At 43.6% G+C, this 17,834-nt stretch carries 20 protein-coding genes; 16 read left to right on the top strand and 4 right to left on the bottom strand.

The genetic code is table 11. The features are described 5' to 3' along the window. The first annotated feature begins 6 nt into the window (after window positions 1-6). From C4K46_RS05985 to C4K46_RS05965, 5 genes are all read left to right on the top strand, one after another. Entirely contained in the window at window positions 7-720 is a 714-nt protein-coding gene (locus C4K46_RS05985) for an ABC transporter ATP-binding protein (RefSeq protein ID WP_209627984.1), read from the top strand. Beyond that, entirely contained in the window at window positions 721-1,509 is a 789-nt protein-coding gene (locus C4K46_RS05980; protein WP_245335145.1) for an ABC transporter permease, read from the top strand. After that, window positions 1,502-2,230 carry an ABC transporter permease gene (locus C4K46_RS05975; RefSeq protein ID WP_209627983.1) on the top strand — a complete coding sequence of 243 codons (729 nt, stop codon included), beginning with the start codon at window positions 1,502-1,504 and terminating at the stop codon, window positions 2,228-2,230. Before C4K46_RS05980 ends, C4K46_RS05975 begins: the two co-directional genes overlap by 8 nt. Window positions 2,231-2,294: 64 nt before the next feature. Next, entirely contained in the window at window positions 2,295-2,981 is a 687-nt protein-coding gene (locus C4K46_RS05970) for a response regulator transcription factor (RefSeq protein ID WP_209627982.1), read from the top strand. Continuing rightward, window positions 2,951-4,027, top strand: a complete 1,077-nt coding sequence (locus C4K46_RS05965; RefSeq protein WP_209627981.1) for a sensor histidine kinase — start codon at window positions 2,951-2,953, stop codon at window positions 4,025-4,027. Before C4K46_RS05970 ends, C4K46_RS05965 begins: the two co-directional genes overlap by 31 nt. A gap of 201 nt (window positions 4,028-4,228) precedes the next feature. Here the strand turns inward: C4K46_RS05965 and C4K46_RS05960 are convergent, their stop codons facing one another. From C4K46_RS05960 to C4K46_RS05945, 4 genes are all read right to left on the bottom strand, one after another. Further along, the gene (locus C4K46_RS05960) at window positions 4,229-4,900 is read right to left on the bottom strand and encodes a potassium channel family protein (RefSeq protein ID WP_209627980.1); all 672 of its coding nucleotides are present in this window, start codon (window positions 4,898-4,900) and stop codon (window positions 4,229-4,231) included. A 12-nt stretch (window positions 4,901-4,912) separates the two neighbouring features. Beyond that, window positions 4,913-6,268 carry a TrkH family potassium uptake protein gene (locus C4K46_RS05955; RefSeq protein WP_209627979.1) on the bottom strand — a complete coding sequence of 452 codons (1,356 nt, stop codon included), beginning with the start codon at window positions 6,266-6,268 and terminating at the stop codon, window positions 4,913-4,915. Between the two features lie 116 nt (window positions 6,269-6,384). Beyond that, window positions 6,385-6,912, bottom strand: coding sequence for a DUF3278 domain-containing protein (locus tag C4K46_RS05950; protein ID WP_209627978.1), 528 nt, complete (start codon window positions 6,910-6,912; stop codon window positions 6,385-6,387). Window positions 6,913-6,934: 22 nt separating this feature from the next. Beyond that, on the bottom strand, window positions 6,935-7,129 hold the full coding sequence (locus C4K46_RS05945) for a helix-turn-helix transcriptional regulator (protein ID WP_209627977.1): 195 nt from the start codon (window positions 7,127-7,129) through the stop codon (window positions 6,935-6,937). Between the two features lie 214 nt (window positions 7,130-7,343). On the opposite strand from C4K46_RS05945, the gene rsmH reads away from it, so the two are divergent. From rsmH to trxB, 11 genes are all read left to right on the top strand, one after another. After that, window positions 7,344-8,294 carry a 16S rRNA (cytosine(1402)-N(4))-methyltransferase RsmH gene (rsmH, locus tag C4K46_RS05940; RefSeq protein WP_209627976.1) on the top strand — a complete coding sequence of 317 codons (951 nt, stop codon included), beginning with the start codon at window positions 7,344-7,346 and terminating at the stop codon, window positions 8,292-8,294. Between the two features lie 9 nt (window positions 8,295-8,303). After that, window positions 8,304-8,624: a cell division protein FtsL gene (gene ftsL / locus C4K46_RS05935; RefSeq protein ID WP_209627975.1), complete on the top strand. Its 321-nt coding sequence runs from the start codon at window positions 8,304-8,306 to the stop codon at window positions 8,622-8,624. Between the two features lie 3 nt (window positions 8,625-8,627). After that, window positions 8,628-10,889 carry a penicillin-binding protein PBP2X gene (pbp2x, locus tag C4K46_RS05930; RefSeq protein ID WP_209627974.1) on the top strand — a complete coding sequence of 754 codons (2,262 nt, stop codon included), beginning with the start codon at window positions 8,628-8,630 and terminating at the stop codon, window positions 10,887-10,889. A gap of 1 nt (window position 10,890) precedes the next feature. Then, on the top strand, window positions 10,891-11,889 hold the full coding sequence (mraY, locus tag C4K46_RS05925) for a phospho-N-acetylmuramoyl-pentapeptide-transferase (RefSeq protein ID WP_209627973.1): 999 nt from the start codon (window positions 10,891-10,893) through the stop codon (window positions 11,887-11,889). A 16-nt stretch (window positions 11,890-11,905) separates the two neighbouring features. Then, entirely contained in the window at window positions 11,906-12,088 is a 183-nt protein-coding gene (locus tag C4K46_RS05920) for a hypothetical protein (protein WP_209627972.1), read from the top strand. Window positions 12,089-12,178: 90 nt separating this feature from the next. Further along, entirely contained in the window at window positions 12,179-13,522 is a 1,344-nt protein-coding gene (locus tag C4K46_RS05915; RefSeq protein WP_209627971.1) for a DEAD/DEAH box helicase, read from the top strand. A gap of 95 nt (window positions 13,523-13,617) precedes the next feature. Then, entirely contained in the window at window positions 13,618-14,445 is an 828-nt protein-coding gene (locus C4K46_RS05910; protein WP_209627970.1) for a transporter substrate-binding domain-containing protein, read from the top strand. Between the two features lie 69 nt (window positions 14,446-14,514). Next, complete coding sequence (locus C4K46_RS05905) at window positions 14,515-15,312, top strand: amino acid ABC transporter permease (RefSeq protein ID WP_209627969.1); 798 nt, start codon at window positions 14,515-14,517, stop codon at window positions 15,310-15,312. Continuing rightward, a complete protein-coding gene (locus C4K46_RS05900) occupies window positions 15,312-16,055 on the top strand; it encodes an amino acid ABC transporter ATP-binding protein (RefSeq protein WP_209627968.1) in 744 nt (247 codons plus the stop codon). Before C4K46_RS05905 ends, C4K46_RS05900 begins: the two co-directional genes overlap by 1 nt. Before the next feature lie 187 nt (window positions 16,056-16,242). Next, complete coding sequence (locus C4K46_RS05895) at window positions 16,243-16,467, top strand: DUF4059 family protein (RefSeq protein ID WP_209627967.1); 225 nt, start codon at window positions 16,243-16,245, stop codon at window positions 16,465-16,467. A 62-nt stretch (window positions 16,468-16,529) separates the two neighbouring features. Next, window positions 16,530-17,441 (top strand): thioredoxin-disulfide reductase, encoded by a 912-nt coding sequence (gene trxB, locus C4K46_RS05890; RefSeq protein ID WP_209627966.1) that lies wholly within the window; start codon window positions 16,530-16,532, stop codon window positions 17,439-17,441. Window positions 17,442-17,834 lie beyond the last annotated feature (393 nt).

Genomic DNA, 17,834 nt, shown 5'->3' with positions numbered 1-17,834 from the left:
GTTATCATGGAAAATAAGACAATTCAAATTTCTAATCTATATAAAAAACATGGCAAAGAAGAGATATTGCATAATATATCTTTTGTTGCTCAGCCTGGGGAGGTGACAGCTTTTTTAGGACCTAACGGAGCTGGAAAGAGTTCGACTCTTCGTATCTTATTGGGGTTAGATAAAGCGAGCTCAGGAGAGGCGAGGATCGGGGGTGGAAAATATACAGAACTACATTTTCCTTTGCTAACAGTAGGTGCCTCTTTTGATGGTGTTGGGGCACCTGATGATCGAACTGTACTCCAGCATTTGAGGATAGTGGCAGCTAGTAATGGCATTAACTATTCGAGAATTAGTGAGGTTCTTGAAATCACTGATATTAAGCATAAATCCAAATCAAAAATTGGAACCTTATCACTAGGAGAAGGGCAACGATTGGGAATCGCAACAGCCTTGTTGGGAGATCCTCAATTTCTAATCTTAGATGAACCAACAAACGGTTTGGATCCTAGTGGAATTCGCTGGTTTAGAAATTTTATAAAAGAGCAAGCAAGGCTTGGAAAAACAATATTGCTTTCATCACATATTCTCACGGAGGTTGAAGCGGTGACTGATGAAGTTGTTATTATCAATAAAGGTAATATTTTGAAAACAGGTAGCTTACAAGAAGTGATGCAAGACCTACCTTCTTTAGAAGAAGTCTTCTTTAGTCTGACTGATGGAGGAAAATAAATGATGCAATTTCTTTATAGTTTACATTCTGAATGTCTAAAGCTATATTATCAAAGGGCCACTCATATTGTGTTGCTATTTCTTGTGTTCTTCCAATCCTTTTTAGCTTTCGTTGGTGGTAAACAGATTTTAGAGACAGGACTTAGCGCTACTCCAGAAACAAATTCTCAACTGGCGGAAGCTATTCCTCCTATTGAGTATATTGGTTTTGATGTGACCCTATTTGGGATATTTGTCATGATTATTCTTGGAGCGATTCATGGTTCTAAAGAATATAAAAGAGGCACAATTAGGACAAGTGCTTTATCCGTTTCAAATCGTTGGACACTATTCATCTCCAAACTTCTGGTATGGCTTGTATTTACAGTTGTTCTGTCGTTTGTGTCTATTTTTGTAACGATAGTCATGACACATATAGCTCTAGGAAAATCAGGGTTGCCTTTATATAGTTTTAATCCCAATGTTTGGCTTTTTATACTGTATGCCACCTTATCCTGGGTATTTCTTGGGACTCTTTCGTATTTTATAGCCTTATTGTTTAAAAATTCAGTAGTTTCCATGCTGTTTTTACTGCCTCAAGTTTACAATATCGGGAGTTTCTTAGCTACACATTTTGTTGTAGCAAAGTATCTACCTGTTGCCTTAGGACAAGGTTTAATTGCTTCTTCTCCCGCTGCCTTAACCAAGCAAGTGGGAGCATCAATTGTCATCCTACTATCATGGTGTGGAATAATTGGCTTAATTGCTTTTGTTCGTTTTGTTAAGAATGATATAGGAGGCGGTGAATAAGATGTTAGCCTATATAAAAAGTGAGAATCTAAAATACTTATATAATAAATGGATTCTATTAACTATTTTAAGCACCTTGTTTTGTGTCCCGATTTTAGCCCTATCTTTGAATCCATTCCATGGTGAAGTTACTTTTGATATTATAGCAACAAAAGTCTTACAAAGCTTTTATTTGGGGCAGGTTGGTTTTATAGTCACTTCTATTTTATACATTGGACAAGAATTTTCCCGCTCTACCTTACGAACAAGTTTATTATCAGTACCTAATAGATTAAGCATCTTCTTGACGAAAATTTTTATTTTGTTTTCATGGTATATCCTGGTCTTGTTAACTCTAACTCTTTTTTCAATACTAACTGTAACTTATGCCTATCAGTTTGAATTCAATAATTATCTGCTAGACTTGTTTTCGCTGCTAGTCCCTGTTTATTTTTCTATTTTTACTTTATCTCTTATTGTAGCAAGTGTGACTTTCATCAGTCAGTCTATTGTACTGACCTTGGGTATCAGTCTTTCCCTTTTACTAGGGCTGGGACAAATGCTATTACAGTTTAGTAATTTTTTTAAATATTCTCCGATACTAGCGGCGATGAATTTATTTTATATAAAGCCTCTAAGTCACTACTTAGATATGAGCTGGGGCTTGTTTGTGCAAGGCGGTTGGGCTATTGTAACGCTAATTACAGCTTACTATTTTTGGGCCAATCGTTCGGTAAGATGATAGAAAATAGGCCCTTGCCTGTTTTCTTTTCTTTTTTATGATACTATGTAAAGAGGAGGTAGGTATGGCTTACAAAATTTTAGTTATTGACGATGATTTAAGTATCCTAAGACTGATTAAAAATGTTTTAGAAACCGCAAACTATCAAGTTGACATTCGTTCCCAAGTAGATGCTATTGATTTGTGTGACTTTATAGACTATGACTTAATACTATTAGATGTTATGATGCCTGTTAGTGGATTTGATATTTGTGAAGCAATTCGTCCCAGTATTAAAACTCCGATACTACTTATTACCGCAAAAGATATGGATGAGGATTTGATTAAGGGAATCCATCTTGGAGCAGATGATTACATTACTAAACCCTTTAGTATGGAGACACTCTTAGCGAGAGTGAAAATGCATATTCGTAGAGAGGAGAGAAATCGGAATACCCATAGAATAATAGAAATGGGAAATATATCAATTGATTGGGACAGTAAGGAAGTAAAAATTGATGGTGAAGTTATTCCTTTAACTAAAAGAGAATTTGATATTGTTTATATTTTATCAAGTCATCCTCATAGGACCTATAAAAAGGAGGAACTCTACGATTTACTGTACCCCCAATCTGCTGATGCTCAGTGGCGCTCAATCTCGGAATATATCTATCAGATTCGTCAAAAATTTAAACCTTACAAGGTGTCTCCAATCAAAACAATTTGGGGCGGAGGTTACAAATGGCTAGAACCAAAAGTTTCAAACGATTAGTGAGGGAAACTTATATAAAAATAGGAAAGCAATTTTTTTTGAGCCTCTTGTTTTTATATTTTTTTCCTTTGTCTACTGTGTCTGTAAGGGCTTCAGATATCCGAAATTTTAATGTTTTCTCAATTTTTTTTAATATTTCATCCTGGATCTATATTTGCTTTATATTGGTAATTATTATCACTTTAAATATTGGGGAGTTATTGCAGGTAGTAAAACAGGAAATGGAAGTTATCCATAAGAAAAGTATGTGGCTAGATAGTCATTCTGATGATGTGGAGCTGACTTTAACTGAATTTATAGAAACTAGAGTGCGCATTGAAAAAATGCAGGTAAGAATCAAGACTTTGCTAGAAGAAGAGCGACTGCAAAAACAAGACTTAATGTTTAAGGTATCAGCAGCGGCGCATGATTTAAAAACACCTCTCACAGTCATTCAAGGGAATGCAGAGTTTCTTCAATTAACTTCTAGAAATGAACAAGAAAAGCAATGCTTGGCCGATATTGAGCAGGCCAGCCAACAATTAAATAGTTATTTTAGTCAACTTATTGATTATTCAAAAACCTTTTATGATGAAAGAAAGGAATGGCAAGTTTATCCAGTCAATGACCTAGTGGACCTTGTACAGCAAGAGATTGTCCCTATTATTAGAGGGAAAGCCAGTTTTGATTTTGATTTCCAACCTGTTCAAGATAGATTTGTAAGAATCAATACAAAATTGGTAGTGAGAGCTTTGATGAATATAGTAAGCAATGCGTTAGAATATATGAACAAGTTGAATCCCAAAATTAAGTTTCAGGTGGATATTAAAAATGAAATGTTGCTATTTTCTATTTGGAATAATGGATCCGAATTTTCGGATGATGTATTGCAAAATTTTGGAAAATTATTTTATAGAGGAGATAGTTCTAGACAAATAGTGAGCAATCATTTTGGAATCGGTTTAGCATTTGTCAATCGGGTGGCTAAAAAGCATCAAGGAAGACTAACTTTGGAAAATGATGATAGAGGTGCTAAGGTTATATTTGCCCTCCCTTTAAAAGACTAGTCCCTACATAAAAAACAGTCACATCTAAAAGCAGAATTGGCTGGAAAGTCTCTTCGTAATTATCAAAAACGAACAAGCTTGGTATTCTCTTAATTAGAATCCTGACTTGTTCGTTTTTCTTATTTTAACCTTATTGGCTAGCGGGTACTTGATGAAGGAAAGTAAGGCTCCAACTAGCTATAAAAAGGCAAATTTTATGGATTATAGGTGTTTGGTCACATCTTCAAAGTGGTCGAAGGTCTTACTATCGGTGACTGCAACCAAGAGCTCATCTTCACGAAAGACATGGTCGGGCGAGAGCTGAATATCCAAGACCCCGTCCTTGTGACTTCTAAAGCCGATGATATTGAGTTTGTATTGCTGGCGCAGCTGGAGTTGACCCAGACTTTGCCCCACCCAGCGGCGGGGAGGGTAAAATTCGATAATGGAAACATTCTTGTCCAGTTGGATAACATCTGTCGTATCCCGATGCAGGATATGCTTGGCTAGGGAAATTCCAGTTTCTCGCTCGGGCGAGATGACGCGGTCAGCCCCGATTTTGGTTAGGACCTCGCGGGTCATCTTGCTTTTTACCTTGGCAATGACCTTCTCAACTCCTAGAGACTTACAGTGCATAACAGCCAGGACACTGGACTCCAGATTTTCTCCGGTAGCGACTACGACAGTATCACAGGTATCAATTCCTGCTGCTTGCAGGAGGTCATGGTCGGTGATGTCCCCGACTACTCCTCGAGCAAGTAGGGGTTCAAAGTGATTGATGACTTCCTCATGGTCGTCAACAGCGATAATATCGCAATCATATTTACTGAGGGTGTTGATAATGCTGCGTCCGAAAACTCCTAGTCCTAGGACGCCGATAGTACGATTAGCCATGAAAATTCCTTTCTATCCGACATTGATATTGGCTTTTGAAAACTTAATGCTGTCTTTTTTATTGGGTTTACGCTCAGCCATGCTGACCAGGAGGGTCAAGGGACCGATACGCCCGATAAACATGAGAAGCATGATGATGCTTAGACTGATTTGATTGAGGCTGGGGGTCAGGTTGGCTGTTACCCCGACGGTAGCCAGGGCTGACATGGCCTCAAAGAGCAGGTGAATAAAGCGTTGGGAGTCTGTGGCTGACATACTTAGGAGGGTCAGGCCGACCAAGAAGGTCATGGTAAAGACAATCAGGACCGAAAAGGCCTTTTGGATGGTCTTGGGTGAAATGGTCCTATGGGCAAAGTTGGTATAGGGCAGGCCCAAGATTTCCGTCCGAGCAAAGGCAATCACGACCAGGAAGGTAGTGATTTTCAAGCCCCCAGCTGTTCCTCCTGGTGCCCCACCTAGAAACATCTGCAGGATATAAAGGAGCAGGGTGACCGGTCTAGCCTTGGTATAATCAATGGTAGCAAAGCCAGCTGTCCGCATGGTGACCGACTGGAAAAAGCTGGTCAAAATCTTATCGCCCAAGGAAAGCTTGCCAATGGTTGCTGGGTTGCCATACTCGGTCAGGAGGGTCAAGAGGGTTCCTGCAAGGAGGATGACGACTGTTAGGATAAGGACAATCTTGGTATGGAGCCGTAAGCGAAAGCGTTTCTTGCCAGGGGTCAGATTGGTCTTGAGGTCAAACCAGACCGAGAAGCCCAGCCCCCCCATAATAATAAGAGCGGCAATGGTCAAATTAACCAAGGGGTCGGTCTGGAAATTCTGGAGACTGTTGGAGCCAAAATTATCAAATCCGGCATTACAGAAGGCTGATACCGCTAGAAAGAGGGAGGTAAAGAGTCCCTTGCCCCAGCCAAAGAGTGGGACAAAACGAAAACTTAAAATCAAGGCACCCAAGGCCTCGATTGAAAAGGTGATTAAAAAGATGGCTCGGACAAAGTCGCGCATGGAGTTGGTCTCATCATGACTGAGACTTTCCTGTAGGGTTTGGCGATTGGAAAAGCTCAATTTCTGCTTGTTTTGGACATAAAAGAGTCCGATAAAGCTAATCAGGCCTAGCCCGCCAATCTGAATTAGGAGCATGCAGATGAGCTGGCCCCAGATGTTATAGGTATCGGCGACAGAGGTGGTGAAGAGTCCAGTTACGCAAACCATAGAAACCGAAGTAAAAAGGTGGTTGAAATAGGTCGCTTTGGAGCTAGCCAGCTGGACCATGGGGAGATCGAGCAGGAGTGAGCCGATGAGGATTACGGCAGCAAAGCTCAGCATAATCCGTCTGGCTGGAGATTGTTTCGATAAAAAATGGAGCATTTTTCCAATCCTTTAGTGAGATATAATTACTTATTTTATCACATTTTACAGGAAAAAGGGAGCCTAAACTAGCCCTCCCCATTTTTCTGCTAAAAAATTGACGATAGCCTCTGTTTTTAGTCTCCCTTCCCCTTGTACTGACGTAGTTTAAGGCTGATTTTGATACAAACACCAAAGAAGAGGCCGCCTAGGAAGCTCGCAAGGATCAAGCGTCCGTCTAGGACTTGTCCCCAAAAGTCTCCTTTTTGCATCCAGGCAAGAAAGCCACTCATCAGGATATGAAAGCCCAGGCCGAAAAAGAGGGCCGCTTTACTGGCAGCATACTTATATTTCTTCAGCTCCTTTGCGGTCATCTCCTCAGGATTGATTTCTAGCAATTCTTTTTTCTTGGTTCGATAGAGAATGTAGGCAAAGAAGGCTAAGAGGACGACCTCCAGTAAGAGAGGGTAGTTTTGACCCACGAATTTGGGGTATTTGCTGGCTAGTACAAGAGCACAAAGATTGCCGAAAAGCAGGAAGTAAGTCAAGAAGATGAAGAGCTGGTTGCCGATTTTATCAAGCTCACTGCGGCGATACTCGTCTAGTTGACCGCTGACGCCATAGAAGCGTTTAATCATTTTTTCAATAAGGGTTTCTTTGTTCACGCTTAGATCCTTTCTTGGGGAGCTAGATTTCCTCTGGCCAAAAGAGACTGTTTAAGTCGGTTTCTAGGGCATAGGCCAGCTTGAGGCAGAGTTCTAGGCTGGGATTATACTTGTGATTTTCAATCATGTTGATGGTTTGGCGAGATACGCCAATTTGGCGGGCCAGGTCTAGCTGGGAGAGACCTAGACCCTTACGGTACTGAGTAACCCTGTTCATTTATCTCCTTTCCTGGGGCTGTTTAAAAAGACGGGAGCCTTTGAGCCGCTTATCTTTAGTCAATTCTTGCTTTTTTTCCCGATGATATTTACCGGCCTTGAAGAGACTTTGTCTATTAGCCCTATTATAGACTTTTAGTCTGATTGTGTCAAATATATAAGACATATCATTTTCAATTTTTTTTTGTGCCTGATTGTGTTATAATGATAAGGATATGACTAAGGAATTTCATCATGTAACGGTTTTGCTCAAGGAAACCATTGATCAATTAAATGTAAAGGCAGATGGTATTTATGTCGATGCCACCTTGGGAGGAGCTGGCCACAGCGCCTACCTACTCAGTAAATTAGGTCCTAAAGGTCACCTCTATGCCTTTGACCAAGACCAGGCAGCGATTGAACATGCCCAAAAAAAGCTAGCTAGCTATGTAGAGCAGGGCATGGTGACCTTTATCAAGGATAATTTTCGTCATCTAAAAGAGCGCTTAGCTGAGCTGGGTGTGACAGAGATTGATGGGATCTGCTACGATTTAGGTGTTTCCAGTCCCCAGCTGGACGAGCGGGAGCGAGGCTTTTCCTATAAGCAGGATGCTCCCTTGGATATGCGGATGAATCGTGAAGCCAGTCTAACAGCCTATCAGGTGGTTAATTCCTATCCCTATCAAGATTTAGTAGCCATCTTTTTTAAGTATGGTGAGGATAAATTTTCCAAACAAATTGCCCGCAAGATTGAGCAGGCTAGAAGTGAAAAACCGATTGAAACAACGACCGAGCTGGCCCAGATTATCAAGTCAGCCAAACCAGCCAAGGAGCTGAAGAAAAAGGGTCATCCGGCCAAGCAGATTTTTCAGGCCATTCGGATTGAGGTCAATGATGAACTGGGGGCAGCAGATGAGTCCATTCAGGCAGCGATTGAGCTTTTGGCGCCGGAGGGGCGGATTTCTGTAATCACCTTTCATTCCTTGGAGGACCGCTTGACCAAGCAACTCTTCAAGGCAGCTTCTAGTCTCGATGTTCCCAAAGGCCTGCCCTTTATTCCAGCAGATTTAGAGCCCAAGCTCGCTCTGGTCAATCGCAAGCCGATTTTACCCAGTCCGAAAGAGCTTGAAGCCAACCATCGTGCCCACTCGGCCAAGTTGCGGGTGGCCCGCAAAATCCACAAGTGAGGAAGTAAGATGCCAGCAAGAGATTCAGATAAGAATAGACCAGATTTACCAGTAAGGATTCGTCGCTTTAGCCGCATTGAAAAAGCATTTTATGGCTCCATTGTCCTAACAGCAGTCATTATTGCGGTCAGCATTATTTTCATGCAGACCCGGATGCTACAAGTCCAGCGTGACTTGGCTGAACTTAATACCAAGGTAGAGGGCAAGCAGACCGAGTTGAACGATGCCAAGCAAGAGGTCAATGAATTGACCCGCAAGGAGCGTTTATCTAGTCTCGCCAGCTCTCAGGAAATGACCATTCAAAACGGAAATGTAAAAACAGCGGAGTAGAGCATGGCGAATAGAATTTTAAAATATGCTTTAAAGAACAGGAAGATCCCCAGTCAAAATCGCAAGCGCGTGGGTAAGAGTCTCAGTATTTTGACGATCTTTCTTTTCTTTGTCTTTTTGATTAACTTTGCCATTATCGTCGGAACTAAAAATAAATTTGGTGTGGATTTGGCCAAGGAGGCCAAGAAGGTCTATCAGACGACTAAGGTTGTCCAGGCCAAGCGAGGGACCATCTACGACCGCAATGGCAATCCCATTGCCGAGGACTCGACCACCTATGATGTCTTTGCAGTGATTGACCAAAATTATAAGGCCGCAGATGGCGAGATTCTCTACGTTGAAGAGAGCCAGTACGAGCAGGTGGCTGAAATCTTCCACCAATTTCTTGACATGGACAAGGACTTTGTCAAGAGCCAACTATCTAGGAAAAAATTGACCCAGGTTTCTTTTGCTCCTAAGGGAAATGGCATTAGCTATGGAACCATGAACAGCATTCGCGAGGCCATGCAGGCGGCAGGAATCAAGGGAATTGACTTTACTACAAGTCCTAGCCGGAGCTATCCAAATGAGACCTTTGCCTCCCAGCTAATCGGTCTGGCCCAATTGCAGGAAAATAAGGATGATGCCAAGAGTAAGAGCCTGGTCGGCTCCACCGGCCTGGAGTCAGCCCTCAATGATATTTTGGCTGGCCGGGACGGCCTGGTGACCTATGAGAAGGACAAGAACGGCAATATCGTTCCAGGATCTGACCAGGTATCAGTCAAGACCGAAAATGGTAAGGATGTCTATACCACCCTGTCCAGCCACCTCCAAAATTTCTTGGAAAGCCGGATGGATATCTTCCAAGAAAAGGCCAAGGGAAAATTAGCTAGCGCGACCTTAGTCAGTGCTAAGACAGGGGAGATTCTAGCGACCAGCCAGCGGCCGACCTATAATGCAGATACCAAGGAAGGCCTAAACGAAGAGAATCTACGGACCTGGTCCACCCTTCTTTATCAGAGTAATTTTGAGCCAGGCTCTACCATGAAGGTCATGACCCTGGCAGCAGCCCTGGACAATAATACCTTCCCAGCAGGGGAGACCTATGAAAATAATGAATTAAAGATTGCTGATGCAGTCATTAAGGACTGGGGAGTCAACCTAGGGATTTCTGAAGGTCAGACCCTCAACTATGCCCAAGGTTTTGCCTACTCTAGTAATATCGGTATGGCCCGCCTAGAAAAGAAGATGGGGGATGATAAGTGGCTGGACTACTTGAGCAAGTTTAAGTTTGGCCTGCCGACCCGTTTTGGTATGGGCAATGAAGATTCTGGCAATTTGCCAGCAGATAATATCGTTACCTATGCTATGAGTGCCTTTGGTCAGGGGATTGACGTGACGCAGATTCAGATGTTACGCGGTTTTTCAGCCATCGCCAATGACGGGGCCATGTTAGAGCCCAAGTTTATCTCGGCCATCTATGATACAGAGAAAAATAGTGCCCGCAAGAGTCAGGCAGAGGTGGTTGCCCGCCCTGTTTCTAAGGAAGCAGCCCAGCAGACCCGCAATTACATGATTACAGTCGGGACAGATCCTTACTATGGAACCCTCTATTCCAAGAGTCAGGGGCCTATTATCCAGGTACCGGGGCAAAATGTCGCCGTCAAGTCAGGAACGGCCCAAATCGCTGCTCCAGCCAAGGACGGTGGAGGTTATCTGACCGGTCAGTTTGACTATGTCTACTCAGTGGTAGCCATGACCCCAGCAGAGGATCCAGACTTTATCATGTATGTCACCCTCCAACAACCAGAGCACTTCGAGCCCCTTTACTGGCAAGATGTGGTCAATCCAGTCTTGGAAGAGGCGGCTGCCATGAAGGATACCTTAGAGTTGACCAAGGAAACAACTGTTTTAGACCATGTGACCCAGGAAAGTAGCTACCGCATGCCTAGCACCAAGGACCGCAGTCCAGGTGGTCTAGCCGATGAATTGCGGCGCAACCTGGTTCAACCCATTATTCTAGGAACAGGTAAGAAGATTGCCAAGAGCTCGGTTGCCAAGGGCCGCAATCTGAAGGCCAACCAGCAAATCCTCCTTCTGACCGATGATTTGGATCAGATGCCGGATATGTATGGCTGGACCAAAAAGAATGTTCAGACCTTTGCCAAGTGGCAGGACCTAGAAGTCAAGTTTAAGGGCAGTGGCTCAAGAGTTGTCAACCAAAGCATTAAGACCAATGCCTCTTTAAAAAATCTAAAAGAAATTACAATCACACTAGGAGACTAAGATGTTTATAGCTATGTTAGCAGGAAGCGCCACCTTTATTTTGACCTTGCTTGCTATTCCTGCCTTCATTCGTTTTTACCACCGGGCCCGGATTACGGGCCAGCAGATGCACGAGGACGTCTTGCAGCATCAGGCCAAGGCTGGAACTCCAACCATGGGAGGGACGGTCTTTCTGACAGCCTCTGTTTTGGCTAGTTTTGTTTTTGCCCTCCTGTCCAAGCAGCTGACAGGCAGCCTTTTGATGATTTTATTTATCTTGGTCCTTTATGGTCTGGTCGGTTTTCTAGATGATTTTCTCAAGGTCTTTCGCAAGATCAATGAGGGACTCAATCCCAAGCAGAAGTTACTCTTCCAGCTTATCGGAGGCATTATTTTCTACCTCTTTTATGATCAGCACGGGGCGGGAGATATGCTCAATGTCTTTGGCTTCCCTCTTCATCTAGGCTATCTCTACATCTTCTTTGTTCTTTTTTGGCTGGTTGGTTTTTCCAATGCGGTCAATCTAACCGACGGAATTGATGGTCTGGCCAGTATCTCGGTTGTCATCAGCCTTGCAGCCTATGGGGTCATTGCCTTGGAGCAAAAGCGCTTTGACATCTTAATCGTTATCCTCAGTATGATTGGGGGCTTACTGGGCTTCTTTGTCTTTAATCATAAGCCAGCCAAGGTATTTATGGGTGATGTAGGAAGTCTGGCCCTGGGTGGGATGCTAGCGGCTATTTCTATTAGTTTGCACCAGGAGTGGACCCTGCTTTTGATTGGCCTGGTCTATGTGCTTGAGACTAGCTCGGTTATGCTCCAGGTTACTTACTTTAAGTACACCAAGAAAAAATATGGCGAGGGACGCCGGATTTTCCGCATGACCCCCTTTCACCATCATTTAGAACTGGGTGGTCTTTCTGGCAATGGTCCTAAATGGTCTGAATGGAAGGTTGACTTTTTCCTCTGGGGACTGGGTCTAGTCATGAGCCTCCTAACCCTAGCCATTCTCTACTTATAGAAAGGAAGGATGTTGGATGATTAAAAGAAGGTGGGCCTTGCTAGTTGCGGTTATATGTACACTGTATGCCCCCTATAGACTCTATCAAGTGCTAACAAAAGCAATTGATGACCCTGCTCACACCAGTGGAGCAGTCATTGGCGTCCTATTTATCCCGGCTTTTTTCTACTTCCTAGCATTTTATAAGAAGAAAAAGTAAAAATGAAGAGGCTATCTAGCCTCTTTTTCCTAAGCAGAAAGTCAGTTTTTCTGCTATAATAGAGAAAGTTATCTAAGAATAGAGGACGAGATGAAATTTACAGATTTTAATTTTAAGGACTACATTCAAAGGGCCTTGGCCGATTTGAACTTTAGCGAGGCAACAGAGGTGCAGGAAAAGTTGATTCCTGTTGTCTTGTCAGGACGTGACTTGGTCGGTGAGTCAAAAACGGGTTCTGGTAAGACCCACACTTTCTTGTTGCCAATTTTTCAGGTCTTGGAGGAAAAAAATAAGACAGTGCAAGCGGTGATTACAGCGCCCAGCCGCGAGCTAGCCACTCAGATTTACCAAGCTGCGCGACAAATTGCCAGCTTTTCACCAGAGGACATCCAAGTTTCAAACTTTGTCGGAGGGACTGATAAGGCGCGGCAGATTGAAAAATTGCAGCATAGTCAACCCCAGATTGTTGTTGGTACACCGGGTCGGATTTATGACCTGGTAAAATCAGGAGATTTGGCTATCCACAAGGCCCATACTTTTGTCGTGGACGAGGCGGATATGACCCTGGACATGGGCTTTTTGACAACGGTGGACAAGATTGCATCTAGCCTCCCTAAGGATTTGCAGTTTCTGGTTTTCTCAGCCACCATTCCGCAAAAATTACAACCTTTTTTGAAGAAATACCTGTCCCAGCCTCTTATTGAGCAAATCAAAACCAAGACAGTGATTTCAGACACTATTGAAAATTGGTTGATTTCTACCAAGGGCCGGGATAAAAATGCCCAGATTTATGAGATTAGTCAGGCCCTCCAACCCTACCTGGCCATGATTTTTGTTAATACCAAGACGCGGGCGGATGATCTCCACCATTACTTGACAGCCCAAGGGCTCAAGGTTGCTAAGCTTCATGGGGATATTGCCCCGCGTGAGCGCAAGCGGATTATGAACCAGATTAAAAATCTAGACTTCGAGTATATTGTAGCGACTGATTTGGCAGCCAGGGGAATTGATATTGAAGGGGTCAGTCATGTCATCAACGACGCCATTCCTCAGGATTTGTCCTTCTTTGTTCACCGGGTAGGTCGGACCGGCCGAAATGGCCTGGCTGGGACAGCCATCACCCTTTATCAGCCTAGTGATGACTCAGATATTCGCGAGTTAGAAAAGTTAGGGATTAAGTTTGAACCCAAGACCTTGAAAGAAGGCGAATTTGTCGAAACCTATGACCGGGATCGCCGCCTCAATCGCGAAAAGAGTCGAGAAAAGCTAGATACCGAAATGCTGGGGCTGGTCAAGAAGAAAAAGAAGAAGATTAAGCCAGGCTATAAAAAAAAGATTCAATGGGCGGTCAATGAGAAACGCCGTAAGACCAAGCGGGCAGAAAGTCGGGCTCGTAATCGAGCTGAACGCAAGGCTAAAAAACAAACCTTTTAGACATAGTTTTTCTTTATAGCTGCGATAAGGAATTTGTATTAGGCAAATTCTTTTTTGCATGTTAAACTAAAGAAATGTAAAGTCGAGGTGATTATATGGCGTTTAAAAAAAGCTTACTCACAGCCTTAGCCCTGATAAGCCTTTTTGTGGCGGGCTGTTCCAAAGAAGGCAATCATCAGGCAGGTGATGCTCAAAAGACAATTACCGTAGCGACAGACTCGGATACGGCCCCTTTTACTTTTAAGGAAAAGGACGATTTTAAGGGTTACGATATTGACTTGGTAAAGGCCATTTTCAAGGATAGTAAGGAATACAAGGTTCAATTTGAGACAGTTCCCTTTTCTTCTATCCTAACAGGACTTGATGCTGGCCGCTACCAACTGGTGGCAAACAATATCAACTATAATGAAGAAAGAGCGCAAAAATACCTCTTTTCAGACCCTGTTTCGCTGTCAAACTATGCCCTGGTCAGCAAAGATAGAAAGCTAGCCAGTTTTGATCAGCTATCAGGAAAAACTGCCGAAGCCTTGCCAGGTTCAAACTACGCCCAGGCCTTGGAAAATTGGAACAAGGAACATCCTGACAAGACCCCTATTCAGGTCAATTATGTCTCTGATAAGACAGGGTTGGCCCAACGTTTGCAAAATATCGAAAATGGGAAAATTGATTTTATCCTTTACGATGCCATTTCTGCCAAGTATGTTGCCCAAGACCAAGGGCTAAATCTGTCAGTGACTAATTTAAAAGACAAGCTGGGTTCCAATAAAGACGGCCTAGAATACTTCTTGTTCACTAAGGATAAGGAGGGACAAGAGCTTGCTCAGTTCGTCAACAAGCGCTTGGCTAGTCTTAAGAAAGATGGGACCATGAAAAAATTGAGTGAACAATATTTTGGTGGTGACTTTGTTTCCTCACTAGACTAAAGGCAAATCGCTCGTATTTATCCAGAAACTGTGATAGAATAAGCCATCATATCAAGAAAGGGACTATTTATGATATTTACACCAGCCTTTTTGGCAGCCGATTGGTATAGCAACTTGATGAAATTGATTCCCGAAGGGAAGCTCTTTAGTTGGCGGGCTGTTTTTGATGGTCTACCAAAGATTGTCGAAAAGCTACCGACCACCCTTCTTTTGACAGCCAGTGGAGCAGCCTTTGGTCTCATCTTGGCCCTGGTTTTTGCCCTGGTGAAAATCAATCGCATTCCTGTTCTCTACCAAATTCAGGCTGTGTTTGTCAGCTTTTTAAGAGGAACTCCGGTTTTGGTTCAGCTCATGCTGACCTACTATGGGATTCCTCTCATGCTCAAGGCCTATCAGACAGGGATAAATATCAATGCCATCCCAGCCAGTATCTTTGCAGTGGTCGCCTTTGCCTTTAATGAGGCTGCCTATGCCAGCGAAACCATTCGGGCGGCTATTTTATCGGTTGATCCAGGTGAGATTGAGGCTGCTAAAAGTCTAGGTATGACCAGAAGTCAGGTCTATCTCCGGGTGATTATTCCTAATGCGGCGGTTGTTGCAACACCAACCCTGATCAACTCCTTGATCGGCCTGACCAAGGGGACTTCCTTGGCCTTTAGTGCGGGAGTAGTTGAGGTCTTTGCCCAAGCCCAAATCTTAGGCGGAGCGGATTATCGTTATTTTGAGCGCTTTGTCTCCGTTGCCCTGGTCTATTGGTTTGTAAACATTATTATTGAACTAATTGGCCGACTGCTAGAGCATTTGATGACTATTCAGACACCGAGAGAGATGAAGCAAGAACTTCAAGCAGGGGAGGACCGTCTTTAATGATTAAAATTTCTCATTTAAGTAAATCTTTTTCCGGCCAAAAAGTCCTAGATGACTTGAGCCTAGAAATTCAGCAGGGAGAAGTGGTGGCCCTAATCGGTTCATCAGGTGCAGGAAAATCAACCTTCCTCCGCAGTCTAAACTACTTGGAGGAGGCAGATAGTGGTTCGATTCAACTGGGCGATTTTGAGGTTGATTTTGCCACTATCACCCAGAGCCAAATCTTAACCCTGCGGCGCAAGCTCTCCATGGTCTTTCAGCAGTTTAATTTATTTGAACGCCGTACGGCCCTAGACAATGTCAAGGAAGGACTGGTCGTGGTAAAGAAAATGTCCAAGGAAGAAGCGACCGAGTTAGCCAAAGAAGAGCTAGCAAAGGTTGGGCTGTCCGATCGGGCCAATCACTATCCAAGGCATTTATCCGGTGGACAAAAGCAGCGGGTGGCCCTAGCTCGGGCCCTGGCCATGAAGCCCGATGTCTTGCTCTTAGACGAGCCAACCTCGGCCCTAGATCCAGAATTGGTCGGAGAAGTTCAAAAGTCGATTGCTGATGCGGCTCGCTCAGGCCAAACCATGATTTTGGTCAGTCATGATATGTCCTTTGTTGCCCAAGTGGCTGATCGAGTCCTCTTTTTGGACAAGGGACACATCATCGAAGAGGGCAGTCCAAACCAGCTAATCAATAATCCCCAGCAAGAAAGAACCAAAGAATTTTTTGCCAGTTACAAAAGGACTTATATTTGATATAATAGATAGGTGTGGAGACCTATCTTTTTGAAAAATCAAAATAAGCTTGCTTGGATTAGTCTGACTAGATTGGATTTTGCCTTTGCCTATCTTAGCCCAGCTCATTTTGTTTTTCTTTGAGAGTCAGTTGGTTGGACCAGCTGGCTTTGTTTTCCAATCAGACGCTTATGATTGAGGATTTTTCATGTTGAATCAAATTTTTTCGCTCTATATAGAGAGCCTTATCATCACCAGTATCCTGGTAGCTGTTTTATCAGGCCTGTGGATTTTATTTCGGGCCTTCAGGCGCAAGGATCGGACGGCCAAGGAGAGGCAGGCCCACCTCTACGATGTCCTACTGATTGCCATTATGACTATTCCCATTCTAACTTTTGCTACTCTGGGTATCATCTTGGTCCTTAAGGCATGATAGTTGCAAAAGTTAGTAACTAGCGTTAGAATGATTATTATTACAAGGACAAGGAGAGAATTATGTACGATACAATCATTATTGGAGCAGGCCCTGCTGGGATGACAGCAGCCCTCTATGCTGCTAGGAGTAATCTCAAAGTGGCCTTGCTGGAGCGTGGAGTGCCAGGAGGTCAAATGAACAATACCGCTGATATTGAGAACTATCCTGGTTATGGTCATATTAGTGGTCCAGAGCTGGCTGAAAAGATGTTTGAACCTCTAGAGGCCTTAGGTGTAGAGCACCTTTTTGGTCTGGTGCAAAAGATTGAAGACCATGGTTCTTTCAAGAAGATTTTTACAGAGGATGAGAGCTTTGAAAGCAAGACCCTGATTCTTGCGACAGGCGCCAATCATCGGCACTTGGAAGTTCCTGGAGAGGCAGAATATAACAGCCGGGGAGTTTCCTACTGTGCAGTCTGTGATGGAGCCTTCTTCCGCGATGAGGACCTCCTGGTCGTAGGTGGCGGAGATTCTGCGGTTGAGGAGGCTATTTTCCTGACTCGCTTTGCCAAGTCTGTCACCATCGTTCACCGCCGCGATGAATTAAGGGCCCAAAAGGTCTTGCAGGACCGGGCCCTAGCCAATGAAAAAATTCATTTCATCTGGGACTCTGTTGTCGAGGAAATCAAGGGAGACCAGGGCCGAGTCAATACCGTTGTCCTCAAAAATGTCAAGAGCGGCCAGGTCAGCCAGCATGATTTTGGTGGGGTCTTTATCTATGTCGGTCTCGATCCTGTCAGCGATTTTGTCAAGGATTTGGATATTAGAGATGAGGCTGGCTGGATTATCACCGACCAGCAAATGGCTACGTCCGTTTCTGGTATCTACGCTATCGGTGATGTCCGCCAAAAGGATTTACGCCAGATCACAACTGCTGTGGGTGATGGTGCCCTTGCCGGCCAGGCAGTCTACAAATATATTACAGAACATTAAAGATTAAAAACCTCTTGGCTCAGATTCAGCCAGGAGGTTTTGTCTTGTGTTTACCGATAGACAACTTTATGTTAAAATGAAGGTATCTAGTATAGAGAAAGAGTAGGTAGAAAATATGAAAAAGCACCGTCTTATTTATCTTGCAAGTACGGCTGTTTTGTTAGGAATTGGTTCCTATCAAGTTAAGGCAGATGAGTTTACAGAACATCCGTTAGAAAGTGATTTAAATAGAGAAGAAAATCAAGAAGAAGGTCTAGGCCTGACTAAACAGGAAGTTAGCCAAGAAGTTAAGGAACAAATTCAACAAGACTTAGCAGATAAAGAGCAAGTAGCTACTCAGTCAGATGAGGAAAACAATACAAAAGCTGGGCTTGAGCAGTCTCCGGTAAAAGA

The sequence above is a fragment of the Streptococcus oricebi genome, from assembly GCF_017883985.1.
In the GTDB taxonomy this organism is placed as follows: domain Bacteria; phylum Bacillota; class Bacilli; order Lactobacillales; family Streptococcaceae; genus Streptococcus; species Streptococcus oricebi.
This window is presented reverse-complemented; position numbering and strand designations above follow the sequence as displayed.

Coding starts and splice junctions, on each gene's coding strand:
- pbp2x (WP_209627974.1), top strand. CDS start 8,628: ATGGCGAATAGAATTTTAAAATATGCTTTAAAGAACAGGAAGATCCCC.
- C4K46_RS05970 (WP_209627982.1), top strand. CDS start 2,295: ATGGCTTACAAAATTTTAGTTATTGACGATGATTTAAGTATCCTAAGA.
- C4K46_RS05920 (WP_209627972.1), top strand. CDS start 11,906: ATGATTAAAAGAAGGTGGGCCTTGCTAGTTGCGGTTATATGTACACTG.
- C4K46_RS05960 (WP_209627980.1), bottom strand. CDS start 4,900: ATGGCTAATCGTACTATCGGCGTCCTAGGACTAGGAGTTTTCGGACGC.
- trxB (WP_209627966.1), top strand. CDS start 16,530: ATGTACGATACAATCATTATTGGAGCAGGCCCTGCTGGGATGACAGCA.
- ftsL (WP_209627975.1), top strand. CDS start 8,304: ATGCCAGCAAGAGATTCAGATAAGAATAGACCAGATTTACCAGTAAGG.
- C4K46_RS05910 (WP_209627970.1), top strand. CDS start 13,618: ATGGCGTTTAAAAAAAGCTTACTCACAGCCTTAGCCCTGATAAGCCTT.
- C4K46_RS05955 (WP_209627979.1), bottom strand. CDS start 6,268: ATGCTCCATTTTTTATCGAAACAATCTCCAGCCAGACGGATTATGCTG.
- C4K46_RS05915 (WP_209627971.1), top strand. CDS start 12,179: ATGAAATTTACAGATTTTAATTTTAAGGACTACATTCAAAGGGCCTTG.
- C4K46_RS05900 (WP_209627968.1), top strand. CDS start 15,312: ATGATTAAAATTTCTCATTTAAGTAAATCTTTTTCCGGCCAAAAAGTC.
- C4K46_RS05895 (WP_209627967.1), top strand. CDS start 16,243: ATGTTGAATCAAATTTTTTCGCTCTATATAGAGAGCCTTATCATCACC.
- mraY (WP_209627973.1), top strand. CDS start 10,891: ATGTTTATAGCTATGTTAGCAGGAAGCGCCACCTTTATTTTGACCTTG.
- C4K46_RS05905 (WP_209627969.1), top strand. CDS start 14,515: ATGATATTTACACCAGCCTTTTTGGCAGCCGATTGGTATAGCAACTTG.
- C4K46_RS05965 (WP_209627981.1), top strand. CDS start 2,951: ATGGCTAGAACCAAAAGTTTCAAACGATTAGTGAGGGAAACTTATATA.
- C4K46_RS05985 (WP_209627984.1), top strand. CDS start 7: ATGGAAAATAAGACAATTCAAATTTCTAATCTATATAAAAAACATGGC.
- rsmH (WP_209627976.1), top strand. CDS start 7,344: ATGACTAAGGAATTTCATCATGTAACGGTTTTGCTCAAGGAAACCATT.
- C4K46_RS05945 (WP_209627977.1), bottom strand. CDS start 7,129: ATGAACAGGGTTACTCAGTACCGTAAGGGTCTAGGTCTCTCCCAGCTA.
- C4K46_RS05980 (WP_245335145.1), top strand. CDS start 721: ATGATGCAATTTCTTTATAGTTTACATTCTGAATGTCTAAAGCTATAT.